This window comes from Hyalangium gracile (assembly GCF_020103725.1).
Classification (GTDB): domain Bacteria; phylum Myxococcota; class Myxococcia; order Myxococcales; family Myxococcaceae; genus Hyalangium; species Hyalangium gracile.
Genome location: NZ_JAHXBG010000025.1, coordinates 47,126 through 62,655, shown reverse-complemented (window position 1 = coordinate 62,655; position 15,530 = coordinate 47,126). Strand labels below are relative to the sequence as shown.

The 15,530-nt window shown below is 70.7% G+C and carries 13 protein-coding genes; 5 read left to right on the top strand and 8 right to left on the bottom strand.

Annotated elements, in window-relative coordinates; all coding sequences use genetic code 11:
- Positions 1-8 precede the first annotated feature (8 nt).
- From KY572_RS36660 to KY572_RS36635, 6 genes are all read right to left on the bottom strand, one after another.
- Positions 9-884 (bottom strand): hypothetical protein, encoded by an 876-nt coding sequence (locus KY572_RS36660; protein ID WP_224248353.1) that lies wholly within the window; start codon positions 882-884, stop codon positions 9-11.
- An 82-nt stretch (positions 885-966) separates the two neighbouring features.
- Positions 967-1,809 (bottom strand): alpha/beta fold hydrolase, encoded by an 843-nt coding sequence (locus KY572_RS36655; protein ID WP_224248352.1) that lies wholly within the window; start codon positions 1,807-1,809, stop codon positions 967-969.
- On the bottom strand, positions 1,806-2,828 hold the full coding sequence (locus KY572_RS36650; RefSeq protein WP_224248351.1) for an alpha/beta hydrolase family protein: 1,023 nt from the start codon (positions 2,826-2,828) through the stop codon (positions 1,806-1,808). Before KY572_RS36650 ends, KY572_RS36655 begins: the two co-directional genes overlap by 4 nt.
- Before the next feature lie 30 nt (positions 2,829-2,858).
- On the bottom strand, positions 2,859-3,986 hold the full coding sequence (locus KY572_RS36645) for an acyl-CoA desaturase (RefSeq protein WP_224248350.1): 1,128 nt from the start codon (positions 3,984-3,986) through the stop codon (positions 2,859-2,861).
- Positions 3,987-4,028: 42 nt separating this feature from the next.
- Entirely contained in the window at positions 4,029-5,216 is a 1,188-nt protein-coding gene (locus tag KY572_RS36640) for a class I SAM-dependent methyltransferase (protein WP_224248349.1), read from the bottom strand.
- The gene (locus KY572_RS36635) at positions 5,213-6,154 is read right to left on the bottom strand and encodes an alpha/beta hydrolase family protein (protein WP_224248348.1); all 942 of its coding nucleotides are present in this window, start codon (positions 6,152-6,154) and stop codon (positions 5,213-5,215) included. Before KY572_RS36635 ends, KY572_RS36640 begins: the two co-directional genes overlap by 4 nt.
- Before the next feature lie 202 nt (positions 6,155-6,356).
- Between KY572_RS36635 and KY572_RS36630 the strand changes: the two genes are divergently transcribed.
- Positions 6,357-7,592, top strand: coding sequence for an amidohydrolase family protein (locus KY572_RS36630; protein ID WP_224248347.1), 1,236 nt, complete (start codon positions 6,357-6,359; stop codon positions 7,590-7,592).
- A 7-nt stretch (positions 7,593-7,599) separates the two neighbouring features.
- On the opposite strand, the gene KY572_RS36625 is transcribed toward KY572_RS36630, so the two are convergent.
- Complete coding sequence (locus KY572_RS36625; RefSeq protein WP_224248346.1) at positions 7,600-8,637, bottom strand: pirin family protein; 1,038 nt, start codon at positions 8,635-8,637, stop codon at positions 7,600-7,602.
- Positions 8,638-8,873: 236 nt separating this feature from the next.
- Between KY572_RS36625 and KY572_RS36620 the strand changes: the two genes are divergently transcribed.
- The 3 genes from KY572_RS36620 to KY572_RS36610 are packed head-to-tail and all read left to right on the top strand — an operon-like array spanning position 8,874 to position 12,027.
- Positions 8,874-10,319 (top strand): ABC transporter substrate-binding protein, encoded by a 1,446-nt coding sequence (locus KY572_RS36620; protein WP_224248345.1) that lies wholly within the window; start codon positions 8,874-8,876, stop codon positions 10,317-10,319.
- A 3-nt stretch (positions 10,320-10,322) separates the two neighbouring features.
- Positions 10,323-11,156, top strand: coding sequence for a carbohydrate ABC transporter permease (locus tag KY572_RS36615; protein WP_224248344.1), 834 nt, complete (start codon positions 10,323-10,325; stop codon positions 11,154-11,156).
- A gap of 19 nt (positions 11,157-11,175) precedes the next feature.
- The gene (locus KY572_RS36610) at positions 11,176-12,027 is read left to right on the top strand and encodes a carbohydrate ABC transporter permease (protein ID WP_224248343.1); all 852 of its coding nucleotides are present in this window, start codon (positions 11,176-11,178) and stop codon (positions 12,025-12,027) included.
- Positions 12,028-12,055: 28 nt separating this feature from the next.
- On the opposite strand, the gene KY572_RS36605 is transcribed toward KY572_RS36610, so the two are convergent.
- Positions 12,056-13,444: a spondin domain-containing protein gene (locus KY572_RS36605; protein WP_224248342.1), complete on the bottom strand. Its 1,389-nt coding sequence runs from the start codon at positions 13,442-13,444 to the stop codon at positions 12,056-12,058.
- Between the two features lie 142 nt (positions 13,445-13,586).
- Between KY572_RS36605 and KY572_RS36600 the strand changes: the two genes are divergently transcribed.
- Positions 13,587-15,521 carry a hypothetical protein gene (locus KY572_RS36600; RefSeq protein WP_224248341.1) on the top strand — a complete coding sequence of 645 codons (1,935 nt, stop codon included), beginning with the start codon at positions 13,587-13,589 and terminating at the stop codon, positions 15,519-15,521.
- Positions 15,522-15,530: the final 9 nt, after the last annotated feature.

Below are 15,530 nucleotides of genomic sequence, written 5' to 3'. Positions count from 1 at the left end.
GAAGCTCCTCAGCGCCGCGGGCCCTGGGGCTCCGCTGGCTCCAGCACGAAGAGCTCTCCCGGGCTGTCGAGAAACCCGCGCTCTCTCCAGCGTGGCTTTCGAATCCTCACGTGGCGCCGCTGCCACTCCGCCGTGTGCCCCTGGCCGAAGCGGGCCCCCGACACTCGCAGGTACTCCAGCAGGCCGGAGAACAGCTCGAAGGTGTCGTGCGCCTCGGCATCGCTCCGGGCGTGCCAGGCCAGGTCCGGCAGCCCCATCCTCGGAGCGCCGTACGTCCGCATCCAGACGCCCTCCGCCCCGGGCACCTGCAGCTTCACGAAGCCCACGTAGAGCGCGGTGAGAGGCATCGTCCGCAGCAGGTCCACCACATCCTCGCCCTCGTCTGGGAGCAGCGGCTGGGTGGGGAAGGAGGTGTGGGCATCCTCGTTCAGCACCACGATGGCGCCCTCCCTGGCCAGCGCCACCGCCACCAGCGCCAGCGCCACGTATTGCTCCAGCGGCTCCTCTTCGTCTCCCACGTAGAACAGCAGCGCGTGCGCCGTATGGGCCCGAGCCTGGGCCTTCAGCTCGGTCCCGTAGTGGGCCGGCGCCACGCACTGCTCCAGCACCGTGGTGGGCATCCGCACGCCGAACAGCACCACCTGCACCCGATGCCTTGCCCACAGCGCCACGCCGACCTCGGCGCCCATCGCGGCGCTCGCCTGCGCGTCCAGCTCGAAGCGGCCCTGGGACAGCGACGGGTGGAGCCCTCGCAGCGTCTCCGTCAGCGCGTTGACGTTGAGCCGCAGCTTGCTCGGGAACAGGAGCTGGAGGCTCAACGGCTGCTCTCGCCGCCGGAGCGCGGGCACCTGCTGCCTTCCGAAGAGCCGATCGAAGAAGCCCATAGCCGTGCCTGGAGCACCCCCGCCCACTCTGACAGAGACACGGGGACTTGGCTGCTGGAGGATGCCTGCCCTCCAGGCCACCTCACCCCCGCAGCCAGGCCCGGAGGCGTTCCTCGTACCGTCCGGCCTCTTCCAAGGTGGGGAAGTGGCCACACCCGTCCAGCTCGACGAGCTCCGCGCGGGGCAGCGCATGCAGGAGGTCCCGGGCGGAAGCCCCCTCATGCGTCCGGTCCGCGCGGCCCCATAACAGGAGTGTGGGCTGCCGGATGTCCCCGTAGTCCAGCGCTCCAGCGCGCCGCAGCGACTGGTAGGCCGAGGCCAGCTCGAAGTCCCCGCCCTCCCGGAGCGCCTGGAGCGTGGGCTGGAGGTAGCGCTGACGCGTCCGCCCATCGGTCCCTTCCGGCAGCGCCGCCTGGTACCAGTGTCGCGCGATGAAGCGCCGGCCGAGCGACACGAGCGCCTGTCCCACCCGGGGCGTGTGGATGAGGCCGCAGACGTCGGTGCCCTTCGCCCAGGTCCGCATCCGCTCCTGCGTGGACACCTGCGCGAGCACCAACCGCTCCACGAGCTCCGGCCTCAGGCGCGCGAGGCGCAGCCCCACCAGCGCTCCCAGGCAGGACATCTCCAGGATGGCCTGACGCACCGCGAGCCGCTCCAGCACCCCGGCCATCACCTCCACCTGGAGCTCCAGGCTGAAGCGCGCCCCATTCCGCAGCTGGGAGCGCCCGAAGCCCGGCAGCTCGAAGCAGATGACGCGGAAGTCTCGCGCCAGGCTCTCGATGACGTCGCGGTGGTGCTCGATCAGGTTGGGAGGGTCCGGGACGATGACCAGCGTCTTGCTCCCCTGCCCCACCACCCGCGTGTGGACACGCGCTCGAGCAAGCTCCACGAAGAAGCTCTCCTCTTCCACCGCCACGGCCGTCATCGCGTCCCCACTCCCCGCAGGCCGGAGGTGAGCACCGGGGTAGCCGCGCCCTCGTCCAGCTCGTGCCCGCGTGCTGGCCGCAACACGGGCACTGCGAGAGAGCCCAGGGACGGCCCGACCATCCCCTCGCCTCGAGAGAGCTGGAACGAGCTCGCGGAGGCGGTGCGCAGCCAGCCGGAGACCTCCCGCCACCACCCCTCCGGGCATTGCCGCGCGTCAAAGAAGCCGGAGTGTCCCAGCCCGCGCAGCCCCAGCCGGGTGTGCTCGACATGGCACCAGAGCGCCGGCGTCGACACGTAGTAGTCGTGCAGCAGCACCTGCACGGCCCGCTTCGGCGCATAGAAGGTGTCATCCTCGAAGCTGAGCGCGAGCAGCGGGAAGGTGCAGCCCGAGAAGCGCGCCGAGCGCGACTCGCCGGAGGGCCACAGGTAGTGCTCGGCCAGCCCCCACCGGGCGTAGTCCTCGGCGATGCCTCGCTCCAGGTCATCCAGCCCCACGAACGAGAGCGGCACCCGCCCGAAGAGCCTCAGGCACAGCGGGATGTACAGCCGGAAGAAGAGCATCACGCCGTAGCGCTTCCAGCCGCTCCAGTGGCGCCAGCACCCGCGCTGAGAGGCGACGATGGCCACCGCGCTCAGCCTCTCGTGGTTCTCGGCGAACGGGAGGATCTGCCCACCGATGCTGTGCGCCACGGCGACGAGCCGCTCGGGGTCGAACGTGTCGCAGGCCCACTGGATGACGGCCGTCACATCCTGCTCGCCCCAGGCGCGCATGGAGGCGGTGTGCCGACTGTCCTCCTCCAGCACCGAGCCACCGATGCCCCGGTAGTCGAAGGTGGCGACCCGCCAGCCGTCATGGGCCAGCCACCGAGCGAAGGGCTCATACCGCTCCTGCCGGGCCCCCACGGCGCACAGCAGGAGGGCCACCTGGCGCGGTGCCACTCCCTCCCGCTGATAGGTGCTCACCGCCAGGGAGATGCCATCCCGGGTGACGACCGTGTGCTGCTGGCGCTGAACCATGGAGTGCATCCTCGGGCTCGAGGGGAAGACTCAGGCCACCTGCTCCTGGCCGGCCAGCAGCTCCGGAGCGCGGCGCTCCTGGGACTCCGTGGCCAGCCTGGCTCCGCGCAGGCCCGTGAGCCGCGGATAGACGGGCTTGGGGCGGCGGAAGACCACCAGCGACTTCCAGACCGCCTCCCACCAGCCGAGCGTGCGGTAGGGGTAGCCGTTCTCCTCGCAGAAGCGCTTCAGGATGCGGCTCATCCGCGGGTAGTACACGTGGCTGTAGCCGGGGAAGAGGTGGTGCTCAATCTGGTAGTCCACCCCCGCGCAGAAGAGCCGGCCGAAGAACCCCGTGCGGAAGTTCAGCGTCGTGGACGTCTGCAGGAGGATGAAGTCCGCCTTCCGGAAGTACTCGGCGCGCTCCCGTCCCTCCCGGTCCAGGAAGGCCGCCTCCTCCGGGAAGTGCGCGGGGGCGAAGGCGATGAAGATGGCGTACCCCAGCAGCACCACGCGCACCCCGTACAGCGCCAGCACCGGCAGCGGACCGAAGAAGAACGACGGGACCACCAGCCACAGCGTCACGTGCCCCACGAGCATCAGCGCGTCGTAGACGTGCGCCTTCGTGCGGCGCTTGGGGTCGCGCAGGCAGCCGACCAGGTAGCGCACCCCCGTCTGCACGACGTTGAGCGCGTTGAAGGCGATGGCGAAGAAGATGACCAGCCACTGGTGCTCGAACCACCACCGGCGCAGCCCTCGCGCCTGGGCCACGTCCCGCGTGGTGAGCGTGAAGGTGGGCAGCAGGTCCGCGTCGTCATCCAGCCCGATGACGTTGGGTGTGGGGTGGTGGACCGCCACGTGCTTCTGCCACCAGTATGTGGCCGACATGCCCAGGAAGAGCGGATAGCCGAAGTACGTCAGGGCCCGGTTCACCCAGCGCCGGTTGCTCGTGGCGTAGTGCGAGGACGTATGGGTGTTGGTCGAGATGCCCAGCGAGCCCATCGTGGAGAGGAGCACCCCGAGCACATCGAGCAGCAGGACGCGCGAGAACGCCACCACGGCCAGCCCACCCAGCGCGAGCGACAGGTGGAAGGCCAGCTCCGAGAGGAGCCGCCCCGTGGGCTTGCGGTTCCAGCCGCGCGCGAGGAACTCCTGGTTCATGACGGACAGTGGATGCACGAGCGATCTCCTTGTGTGGACCTGGGCGGGAACGGCTGAGGGCTAGACGCGATGCAGCGGCATGGGCGCCGCGTAGTCCTTCGTGAAGAGCACCTGGTACACCGTGCCGTCCGACGCGAGCGGCGCCGCCACGCAGCAGTGCAGGTAGTACTCCCAGAGCCGGCGGAACGTCGGGTCGTACCGCTTCGGATCCAGCCGGTCCTGGTTCTGCTGGAAGCGCGTGAGCCAGTGCTTCGCCGTGTAGTGGTAGTGCCGGACGATGTTCTCCACGTCCCGGATGGCGAGCCCCTGCCGCTCCAGGTGGTGCGCCGCCTCCGAGAGCTTCACCTGCCCCGAGCCGGGGAAGATGTAGCGCTGGATGAACGGATCATGCGTGTTGACGGGAGCGCTCGTGCCGATGGCGTGCACCAGCCCCACCCCCCGCGGCGTCAGCGCCCGGGCGATGCGCGAGAAGTACCGCCGGTACTCCTTGCGCGGCAGGTGCTCCAGCATGCCCACGCTGACGATCTTGTCGAAGCGGCCGTCGATGGTGCTGTGGTCCCTCAGCTCGAGGCGGATGCGGTCGGACAGCCCCGCCCGAGCGATGTTCTCGTTGCCGCGCTCGCAGTGCCGCCGGCTGTTGGTGATGCCCACCCCCGTCACGCCGTGGTTGCGCGCCGCGTGGATGAGCAGGCCGCCAAAGCCGCACCCGATGTCCAGCAGGTGCTCGCCCGACTTCAGCTCCAGCTTGCGGCAGATGCGCTCCAGCTTGTTGCGCTGCAGGTCCTCCAGCGAGTCCTCCGGCGTGAGCGCGTAGCCGCACGAGTACGTCATCGTCTCGTCGAGGAAGGACTCGAAGAGCTCATCGCCGAGATCATAGTGCCGCTGGACGTAGCGCCACTGCGCGCCCGTGAGCTTGTTGCCCAGCTGCACGCGCAGCACCTTCAGCACCGTGCGCGGATCGCCCCTCACCTTCCGGTCGATGCGGTTGCGCAGCAGGACGGTAAGGAAGTCGTGGAGCGTGCCCTCCTCGACGGTGAAGTCCCCCTCCATGTAGGCCTCGCCCATCCCCAGGTTGCCCTGGCTCAGCACGCGCGAGAAGAAGCGACGGTCGTGGATGCGGAGCGTCGCCACGGGTGCATCCCCTCCGCCGCCCACCGTGAAGGGCTCGTCCTCCACGATCAGGCGAACGGTGGCATCGGCGATGTGACGGTTCAGGATCTGGATGAAGGTGTCTTGCGCCAGGCTCATGCCAGGGGAGAGGGCGTCTGCGCAGGCTGTGACAGGCCGAACCGCGGAACCCCGGTCGACGGGAGGGCCTCGGTTGCCTGCTGCTCCAGCCAGGAGGCCATGTCCTCCCACAGGCTCGCGCGGAAGCTCTCCTTCAGCCACCGGAAGTGGTCGATGGCGTCGACGTCCAGGTCCGCGGGAGCGAGGTGCAGGTGCTCCTTCCGGGCGCGGGTGTAGAAGCCCAGCAGGGCCTCCACCGCGGCACGCGGCGCGAAGCGATCGTCGGAGAAGCTGTAGGCCCGCAGCGGGCCGGTGAAGTCATGGAAGTACGGCCGCAGCGGCCCCCCACGCTCGTCGGAGATGTAGTTCGGGTTGCGGCACCAGCGGGCCCACTCCCGCGCCACGCCGCCCGGCAGGTCCTCGCCCATCCCCAGCCGCTTCGCGGGGAAGTAGCCGAGCAGCCTCGTCGCCGCCGGCATCGCCGCGTACCAGAGCAAGGCGAGCTGGTAGCGCCGCGGTCCCTCCCAGTGGCGCCAGTAGCCGCTCTGGGCCCCCACCGCGAGCAGGGCGGAGACGTGCTGGATGCGATCCGTCATCCCGAGCAGCTGTCCGCCCGAGCTGTGCCCCACCGCGAGCAGCGGGCAGTCGGGGAACTGCTCCACCAGCCAGTCCACGGCCCCCGCCAGGTCCCGCGCTCCCCAGTCCACCATCGTCGCGTCCAGTGAGCGCAGCGGCTCGGTGCGGGAGCCGCCGATGCCCCGATAGTCATAGGTGAGGACGTGCATCCCCCGCCCCGCGAGGAACCGGGCGAACTTCTCGTAGAGGGTGCGCTTCACTCCGGTGGCCGGGTTGATCAGCACCACGGGGCGGGCAGCCTCCCCGTCGGGGGAGTAGAGGGTCGCGGCCAGCCGGAAACCGTCGGTGGCGGGAATCGTCAGCTTCTCGAAGTGGATGTCCATGTCTCGCTGCCCTCGCGCAACAGGCCCCGGTCGTGAGGCCTCGTCTGGAAGGTGGGCCCTCCCTGGGTCGAGTGCGCCAGGCCAGGATGTGAGCAGGCCCTCCGACCAGGCCTGCTCCCAGGGCCGCCGAGCGGCACGCCCGTCACGCTCGCCGTGGGGCGCCTCTGTCTCCCGGGAGCAGCCGACACGGGAGCGACGAGCCATGGCACGAGCAGGCTACAGGGTCTTCGACAGCGACATGCACTGCGTGGAGCCTCCGGATCTATGGGAGCGGTACATCGAGCCGCGCTTCCGGGAGCGAGCTCCGCGCAGCTCGGAGTTCGCCTTCCGCAACGCGGTCGTCTACATGGAGCTCGAGCAGCGGATCATGCCCTGGTTCGATCCCCGGGGTCCGGACGGCCGCCCGCTGCCGTCGGTGCTGCCCTCGGCGCAGGTCCGGGCCATGGTGCGCCAGGCCATGGAGCAGCGCCCGGAGGCCCGCTCGCTGGAGCGCTTCCAGCAGGCCCGGTTCGCCGACTCCTCCCGGCGCGGCTGGTCCGCCGACACGCAGCTGGAGGCCATGGAGACCGAGGGCGTGGACGCCACCGTCGTCTTCCCCACCTCGGGGCTGCTCGCGCTCGCCGTGGATGAGCTGGAGCCGGAGTACGCCGGCGCGGTGGCGCGGGCGTACAACGACTGGCTCGCCGACTACGTGAAGCGCGCGCCCGAGCGGCTGTTCGGCGCGGCCATGGTGGCTCCGCACTCCGTGGAGGAGGCCGTGCGGGAGACCTGCCGCGCCGTGGAGGAGCTCGGCTTCCGCGCCATCTTCCTGCGCCCCAACCCCGTGCAGGGCCGCCAGTGGTACGACGCCGCGTATGAGCCGCTCTGGGAGGCGTGCACCCGGCTGGACATCCCCGTGGTGTTCCACGAGGGCGTCGGCTCGCACCTGCCGCAGGCGGGGAGCCAGTTCGGCGGCAACATCTTCCTGCGCCACGTGGCCTGCCACTCCATGGAGATGATGTACGCGGCCATGGCCCTCTGCGGCGGCGGCGTGCTCGCGCGACACCCCACGCTGCGGGTGGGCCTCCTGGAGGGCAACTGCAGCTGGGTGCCCTGGCTGCTGCACCGCATGGACGAGCACTGGGAGATCCAGCTGGGCGTCACCCACCAGCAGCTCCCCGAGCCCCCCAGCCACTACTTCCGGCGGCAGTGCGTCGTCTCCGTGGAGGCGGACGAGGACTTCGTCACGCACGTCGTCGACGCCCTGGGGGCCGACAACATCGTCTTCTCCACGGACTGGCCGCACCCGGACTCGCGCTACCCCCGGGCCGTGGAGCGCTTCCTGGAGATTCCCCTCCCGGAGAGCGCCCGACGGAAGATCCTCTGGGACAACTGCGCCCGGCTCTACGGCTGGGATCAGCGCGAGAGCCGGAGCGTCACCCGCGCGGCGCACGGGTAGCCACGGCTCAGGCGGGGCGCTCGATGCGGCCGTCGGCGTGGCGCGCGAAGCGCCCCTCCTCCCGGGCGTGGACCGGATCGTTGCTCGACCAGGGCCAGCCGCCGAACTGCGTGCGCTGGAAGTCGGCGAAGGCCTGCTGGATCTCCTCGCGCGAGTTCATCACGAAGGGCCCGTACTGCACGACGGGCTCGCTGATGGGGCGCCCCTGCAGCAGCAGGCACTCGGTCTCGTCCGGCCCGTTCTCCAGCACCGCGTCGAGCTCCGAGCGGAGCGTCGCGGAGTGCGAGGGGGGAATGACCTTCCCGCCCACGCTCAGCCGAGAGCCCCGGAAGAAGTAGAGCCGGCGGTTGCTTCCTCGCGCGGCGGCCGGCAGGGTCCACCGGGCGTTGGGCGCCAGCTTGATGGTCCAGATGGCGACGTCGGTGTCGGGGCGCGCGGCCCACGACTTCGGTGGGGGCGGCGGCGCCTTCACGTCTCCCAGCCGGCCCGCCACGAGCGTCACCTCGGTGGTGCGCCCCTCCGCGTCCCGCGCGACATGCCGCGGGATGGTGTGGTTCCAGAGCATGGCGAAGTGCGGCTCGGCGAACTTGTCCGCCTTCGGCAGGTTGAGCCAGATCTGGAACAGCTCGACCGGGTTGGGCGCCTCGCGGTTGAGCAGGGGGAACATCTCCGAGTGGAGCAGCCCCCTGCCCGCGGTGATCCACTGGGCATCGCCGCCCCCGAAGCGGGCCACGGCGCCGAGCGAGTCGGAGTGGTCGAGCAGTCCGCTGCGCACCACCGTCACGGTCTCGAAGCCACGGTGCGGGTGCTGCGGGAACCCCGGGACGGTCCTCCCGTGGTACATGCGCCAGCCGTCCTTGCCCACGAAGTCCTGCCCGATGTCGCGGCCCGCCAGCGAGGCGGCTGGCCCCATGTGCTCGTTGCCCTTCGGATACCGATCGTCATGGTGGACGCAGAAGAGGAACGGGTCGGGCGTCTCCCAGATGAATCCCAGTGGATTGACGCTGACGACGACGTCCACCTGCTCGCTACCTTTCTGACTCATCCCCTTCTCCTCCGGCTTCCGAGAACTGTCCGTGCAGCCTGTCGCCGACGCGCCCGCGACGGCAATCAGCTTCAGCGCATCCCTGCGACTCACGTCACTCATGGGTCGGGAGTCTAACGCGAACAGGACAGACGCGCCCGTCGTCCTGTCCGCCAGGGCTTGCGCGGCTGGACAGGGCAGCGGGTGGCTGGCAGAAGACGGCCCGGAGCATCCCTGAGTGTCCTCGGAGAGAAGAGATGAAGCGGACGGCCTGGACGGTGATGTGGAGCCTCGCGCTCGCGGCGCTGCTGGGTGGGTGCAAGAAGGAGGCGGACGACTCCAAGGCAGCGCCAGCGGCCCCCCCGAGCGACACCCGCCCTCCCGACGCGCCGAGTACCGCCAGCGCGGAGGTCACCCTCCAGCTCTTCGGCGATCCCATCGAGGTCGACGCCTACCGCCAGCTCATCGCCACCTTCGAGGCGAGGAACCCCGACGTGAAGGTTCGGCTGATCCCCATCGGCAAGCAGAAGGACCACATGGTGAAGCTCACCACGGGGTTCTCGGGTGGGACGCCGCCGGATCTCTTCCTGCTCAACTACCGGCGCTACGCGCAGTTCGCCGGCAAGGGCGTGCTCGAGCCCCTGGGCATGCGCCTGGAGAAGAGCACCGCGCTGAAGGAGGCGGACCTGTACCCCGCCACCGTGGAGGCGTTCCGCTACCAGGGCACCCTCACCTGCCTGCCGCAGAACATCTCCAGCCTCGTCGTCTATTACAACCGGGGCCTCTTCCAGCGCTTCAAGGTGCCGCTGCCCACGCGCGACTGGACGTGGGAGGACTTCCGGCAGGCGGCGAAGGCGCTCACCCAGGACACGGATGGAGACGGCAGGAACGACATCCATGGCCTGGGGATGGAGCCCACCCTCGCGCGGCTGGCGCCCTTCCTCTGGCAGGCCGGCGGTGACGTGGTGGACAACCTGCAGCGCCCCACGCGGTTCCTGCTGCTGACCCAGCCCTCCCAGGACGCCCTGCGCTTCGTGCTCGAGCTCCAGCGCGTGCACCGCGTGACGCCCTCGCTGGAGGAGGCGAAGTCGGAGGACCTGGAGGCGCGCTTCATGGCCGGCCGCCTCGGCATGCTGCTGCAGAGCCGTCGGCTGGTGCCGACCCTGCGCTCGGTGCAGGCCCTGGACTGGGACGTGGCGCCCCTGCCCAGGAACCGCGCCGCCGCCACCGTGCTCCACTCGGACGCCTACTGCATGGCCCGCGACTCGAAGGTGAAGGACCAGGCCTTCCGCTTCGTGGAGTTCGCGCTCGGGCCCGTGGGCGCCGAGCTCATCGCCCACACCGGCCGCACCGTGCCCTCGCTGCGCAAGGTGGCCGAGAGCCCCGCCTTCCTCGATCCCAGCCAGCGCCCCGCCTCCGCCCGCGTCTTCCTGGACTCCATCCCCACCATCCGCCGGCTGCCGAGCACCCCCGAGTGGAACGAGCTGGAGACCCGCGCTGACCCCATCGTGGAGGAGTGGTTCTACACCGTGCCCGAGGGAGGCACCCTGCTCCGGGATCCCTCGGCGCCCGCCGACCCGGAGCAAGGCCCCGGCGGCTCCGCGAAGCACCTGCTCCGGCGCCGCGATGAGGTGACGACGCTCGGGTACGAGCTCGACGAGGCCACGGTGGGCCTCCTCGCTCCCTCCAAGGTGAGGCGGTAGGAGATGAGAGGAGGGGCACGCCTCGGCCTGCCGCGGACCGTCGCCACCGGACTGGTGGCCGCCGTCTTCCTGGCGCCCCTGGTCGTGATGGTGACCGGCTCCCTGCGCGCCCCGGGGCTGCCCCCTCCTCGTGGCATCGAGCTGCTGCCGGCGGAGCCCGGGCTCACCGCCTACACCACGGCCTTCCGGCTCGTGCCCTTCGACGTCGCGGTCCTCAACTCCATGCTCATCTGCGCGGTGGCGGTGCCACTCAGTGTCATCACCGCCTCGTGGGCCGGGCTCGCGCTGGCTCAGTCGTCCGGGTGGCGCAGGCGCCTGCTGGTGGCCGCCGTGCTGGGCCTGGTCATGGTGCCCGGCACCGCGCTGTGGATCACCCGCTTCGCCGTCTTCAAGGAGCTGGGCCTCACCAACACGCCCATCCCGCTGGTGGCTCCCGCGCTCATGGGCGGCAGCCCCCTCTTCGTGCTCCTCTACGCCGTCGCCTTCCGGCGCATCCCCTCGGACATCCTCGAAGCGGCGTGGCTGGAGGGGGCCAGCCCGTGGCGGCTCTGGGCCCGCGTGGCCATGCCCCTGGTGCGCCCCACCAGCGCGGCCGTGGGGCTGCTGGCCTTCGCCCTCTTCTGGAGCAGCTTCATCGATCCGCTGCTGTACCTCCGGGGCGAGGAGTCGCTGACCGCGCCCCTGGCGCTGCACTCGCTGGAGCTGCTCGGCTCCACCCAGTGGCCCGTGCTGCTCGCCGGCGCGGTGGTCATCACCGTGCCCGCCGTCATCGCCTTCCTCGGAGCGCAGGGGGCCTTCCTCGGAGAGGAGCGAGGCCAGGGATGGCTGGGACGGTGATGGGGCGGGGGCGGCATTCATGAGGCGTGGACTGAGCCTGCTCGCCCTGCCCTTCCTCGTCGCGGCGCTGGTGCTCGTGGGGCTGCCCGCGCTGCTGACGCTGGGGCTGGCCTTCACCGAGTATGACGCGCTGAGCCCTCCTCGCTTCGTGGGGCTCACCCAGTTCACCCGGCTGTGGAACGATCCGCTGTTCTGGACGGCGCTGAACAACTCGCTCCTCTTCGCCGCGCTCACCGTCCCGGCCCGGCTGCTCCTGGCGCTGGGGCTGGCGCTGGCCCTCTCCCGGGGCGGCCAGGTGGCGCGGGCGGCGGTGTTCCTGCCCTCGGTGGTGCCCGACATCGCCTACGCGCTGCTGTGGCTGTGGCTGCTCAACCCGCTCTATGGACCGCTCTCCTCCATCCTGGAGCTCACCGGGCCAGGCTCCGGGTGGCTGCTCACGACGTGGGGGGCGCGCGGCTCGCTGGCGCTGCTGACCCTGTTCCAGGTGGGCGAGATGTTCGTCGTCCTGCTCGCCGCGCGCCGCGAGCTGCCCGTGGAGCTGTACGAATTGGCCGCGATGGAGGGCTCCAGTGCCTTCCACACCTTCCGCAGCGTGACGCTGCCCCTGCTGTGGCCCACCCTGGGGCTGCTGGCCGCGCGGGACGTGGTGCTCAGCCTCCAGGCGACGTTCGTGCCCGCCCTGGTCATCACCCACGGCGGGCCGCGCTACGCCACCACCTTCCTGCCCCTCTACCTCTACCAGAACGGCTTCGAGTACCTGCGCCTCGGCTACGCCTCCGCGATGACGTGGGTGATGTTCCTCGTCACCGCGCTCATGGTCGGCGTGCAGCTCTGGGTACTCAGCGCCTGGCGGGCCGCGCGCGTGGACTGAGAGGCTCCAACGCGCGGCCTCGGACGGCTCAGCGGCTGATGGTCAGCTTCAGGTGCCGCGGCACCGGCGTGCCGTAGACCGAGGAGGAGACCTCGCGGACCTTGTTGTCGGTGTCCGCCGCGCCGGTGTTCGGCGCGGGCTGCTGCGGGGCGATGTTCGCGCCCACCCCCGGCTCCTCGGACAGCTCGGAGCCCAGGTCATAGAGGTGGATCATCGCGGTGGCGTCGCCGGTGAGCGGCATGCCCGCCGCGTCGAACAGCGCGATGCCTTCCGGCGCGGTGCCGAAGAACCAGTCGTTGGACATGCCGTACATCGTCACCAGCGAGAGGCGGTCCCCCGGGAAGGCCTTCACCTCGAAGGAGTAGGCCAGGCCCGGCGTCAGCGGCATGGTGCCGTAGTCCCCGTCCGGAGCGGTGAAGGTGCCGCTCTTCGTCCCCACCGGCAGAAACTCACTCAGCGCCTGGGCCAGCGTGGCGGGGTTGCCCTCCTCGGCGATGCGCTCCAGGCCCATGCCGCGGTCGGCCTCGCCCAGGCGGTACATCGGGCCGGCGGCGCGGTGCACCACGAAGACGCCCGGAGACAGCGGCGTGGCCGCGCCCGTGCCGCTGGTCAGCTCGGACGCCAGCTGCGTCACCGCGCCCGACTCCGCGATGGCCTCGAGCCCCAGACCGCGGTCCGCCTTGCCCTCGGTGAAGAGCGGCTCGCCGCTCGTGGCCAGCGCCCACACGCCCGGGGAGATGCGCACCGGACGGGCGCCCCTGGACGTCTGCAGCGTGGAGGAGTCGTTCGCCACGTTCTCGATGCGCACGGTGAACCGGCGGGAGAGGACGTCCGAGTGGACGGAGACCTTGATCATCGACGCCACCGGCGGCACGTTGAACGAGGTGCCATTGGCCAGCCGCGTCAGCGGCATCACCCTGCGCACGCTCGGGTCCGAGTCGGGAGCGCCCGGCCCGTCGATCGAGGAGGCCTGGTTGGGGCCGGTGTGCGCGCCCACCCCTGGCTCCTCGTCCGCCTCGGTGCCGACGTCCCAGAGGGAGATGCTCGAGGTGACGTCCTTGGAGATGGGATAGCCGTTCTCGTACAGCTCGATGCCGCCCGGCGGGGTGGCGAAGATCCAGTCGTTGGACTGGCCCAGCATCGACGCGAACGAGAGCTTCTGACCCCGACCCGCGGTGAAGGAGAACTCATACGCCTCGCCCGGGGCCAGCGGACCGGGGGCGGTGCCACCCACCCGCGTGTTGTAGACGCCGGACTTGAGCTGGTTGAACCGGGCCACGTTCTCCAGCCGGACCTTGAAGGTGGTGGAGCCGTCGGCGTTCTGGGGCTCCTCGACGGCCTCCTCGCCGCCACAGCCGGCGCCCAGCAGCGCGGAGAGGAAGAGGGCGGATACACGTCCAGCGTTCAGGTTGATCATGGCTCGGCTCCAGAATGGGAAGGGGAGATTCCGTCGCCAGGGCGGCGACGTTCTGCTCCTGTGTACGCAGGACCGAAAAAACCGGTTACATCCAGCGCTCGCCGCCCTGGGGCGCGCTCTCACACGAAGGAGTCATGAACCCATGAGGAACTGGATGCGAGGAAGCTGCACCGGGCTGCTGGGGCTGCTGCTGCTGGGGACGGGCTGCTCGGAGAAGGAGGAGACGACGCCGCCCCTGCCCCCCCTCGAGGTGCCGGAGGGGTGCAACCCCATCGCCGCGGAGCATGACTGCCTCCTGCCCTTCCCGTCGGACCGCTTCCTCGCGAAGGACCCGACCCTGCCTTCGGGACGCCGCGTCCAGTTCACCGAGGACGTGAAGCTGAAGGCGCAAAGCGGGGCGCTCTTCGACTTCACGGACCTGCACCCGGCGGACGGCTGGTCTCACGGCACGCAGATCCTCGCCCTCTTCCGGGGGGGCGTGGACGCCACCCAGCTGCCCTCCGTCCGCAGCCCCAGCGCCGCGAAGGACGGCGCCACGGTGCTGCTCGACGTCGAGCGCGGTGAGGGCGTGCTCCACCTCGCCGAGCTGGACCCGCGGGCGCCGAGCGACGAGCGCCGCGCGCTGATCCTCCGGCCGCTCGTCCGGCTGCGCAACCAGGCCCGCTACATCGTCGCCCTGCGCGGGCTGAAGGCGAAGGATGGAAGCCCGGTCCCCACACCCGAGGGCTTCCGCCGCATCCGGGACGGAGTGACGAAGGGGGATCCGATCCTGGAGCCCGTCGCCCGGCGCTACGACCTGGAGATCTTCCCGGTGCTGGAGGCCGCGGGCATCCCTCGCTCCGAGCTGCAGCTCGCGTGGGACTTCACCACCCAGTCACAGGAGAACGTGACGAGGGACATGCTCGACGTGCGGCACCTCGCCAGCATGGCGCTGGCGACCACCCCGCCCGCGGTCACGGTGAGCGAGGTGAAGGATGACGTGGACGCGAACATCGCCCGGCGCATCACCGGCACCCTGCGCGTGCCGCTCTTCATGGAGAACGACCAGCCGGGCGCGCTGCTCGCCCGGGACGCTCGAGGCCGCGTGCGACAGAACGGCGAGGCGGAGGTGCCCTTCACGCTGCAGATTCCTCGCAGCGTCTGGGGGCAGTCGGTCGCCCCGGTGCGCCTGCTCCAGTTCGGCCATGGCTTCTTCGGCGGCCGGGGTGAGGCGGACGGCAGCTTCGTGCGGCCCTTCATCCAGGCCACGAAGATGGTGGTGGTGACGGTGGACTGGTGGGGCATGTCCACCGCGGACGCTCCGGGCGTGCTGGCCGCCATGGGCCAGAACCCGAGCCAGACGCTGCGCTTCACCGACCGCGTGCACCAGGCGATGGTCAACCAGCTGGCCGTCACCTACGCGGCTCGCACCACGCTCAAGGACGTGGCGGCCCTGAAGGACGACGGGGTGCTCGTGTACGACCCGGAGCAGACGTACTTCTACGGGATCAGCCAGGGCCACATCCTCGGTGGCACGTACCTGGCGCTCAGTCCGCACATCGCGCGCGCCGTGCTGAGCGTGGGAGGAGCGGACTTCACGCTGATGATGTTCCGGGCCCGGCCCTTCGGGATGTTCCTGGGCACCATCGCCCAGACCGTGCCCGACGCGCTCGACCAGCAGAAGTTCGCCGCCCTGCTGCAGACGGGCTTCGACCGCATCGATCCCCTCACCTACGCGCCCCACGTCCTGACGTCGCCCTACCCTGGCGCGCCCGAGCAGCGCAGGCTGCTCGTGCAGTACGGGCTGGGAGACGCCCAGGTGCCCAACGTGGCCACCGAGCTGCACGCCCGCGCCCTGGGCCTGGTTCAGCAGCTGCCCGCCACGCGCGAGGTGCCGGCGCTCCCGCGTGAGCCGGGAGCGCTGGAGGGCTCGGCGCTGGTGCAGTTCGACTTCCAGCTCCCGGAGCCGCTGCCGGGCACCGTCGCGGACCTGCCCGCTCAGGACAACCCCGTCCACGAGGGCGTGCGGCGCGACGCGGCCGGTCGCGCACAGGTGGACCGCTTCCTCCAGCCCGGCGGGAGAGTGGAGCCCCGCTGACGCGGCACG

Coding starts and splice junctions, on each gene's coding strand:
- KY572_RS36660 (WP_224248353.1), bottom strand. CDS start 884: ATGGGCTTCTTCGATCGGCTCTTCGGAAGGCAGCAGGTGCCCGCGCTC.
- KY572_RS36655 (WP_224248352.1), bottom strand. CDS start 1,809: ATGACGGCCGTGGCGGTGGAAGAGGAGAGCTTCTTCGTGGAGCTTGCT.
- KY572_RS36650 (WP_224248351.1), bottom strand. CDS start 2,828: ATGGTTCAGCGCCAGCAGCACACGGTCGTCACCCGGGATGGCATCTCC.
- KY572_RS36640 (WP_224248349.1), bottom strand. CDS start 5,216: ATGAGCCTGGCGCAAGACACCTTCATCCAGATCCTGAACCGTCACATC.
- KY572_RS36635 (WP_224248348.1), bottom strand. CDS start 6,154: ATGGACATCCACTTCGAGAAGCTGACGATTCCCGCCACCGACGGTTTC.
- KY572_RS36630 (WP_224248347.1), top strand. CDS start 6,357: ATGGCACGAGCAGGCTACAGGGTCTTCGACAGCGACATGCACTGCGTG.
- KY572_RS36625 (WP_224248346.1), bottom strand. CDS start 8,637: ATGAGTCAGAAAGGTAGCGAGCAGGTGGACGTCGTCGTCAGCGTCAAT.
- KY572_RS36620 (WP_224248345.1), top strand. CDS start 8,874: ATGAAGCGGACGGCCTGGACGGTGATGTGGAGCCTCGCGCTCGCGGCG.
- KY572_RS36615 (WP_224248344.1), top strand. CDS start 10,323: ATGAGAGGAGGGGCACGCCTCGGCCTGCCGCGGACCGTCGCCACCGGA.
- KY572_RS36610 (WP_224248343.1), top strand. CDS start 11,176: ATGAGGCGTGGACTGAGCCTGCTCGCCCTGCCCTTCCTCGTCGCGGCG.
- KY572_RS36605 (WP_224248342.1), bottom strand. CDS start 13,444: ATGATCAACCTGAACGCTGGACGTGTATCCGCCCTCTTCCTCTCCGCG.
- KY572_RS36600 (WP_224248341.1), top strand. CDS start 13,587: ATGAGGAACTGGATGCGAGGAAGCTGCACCGGGCTGCTGGGGCTGCTG.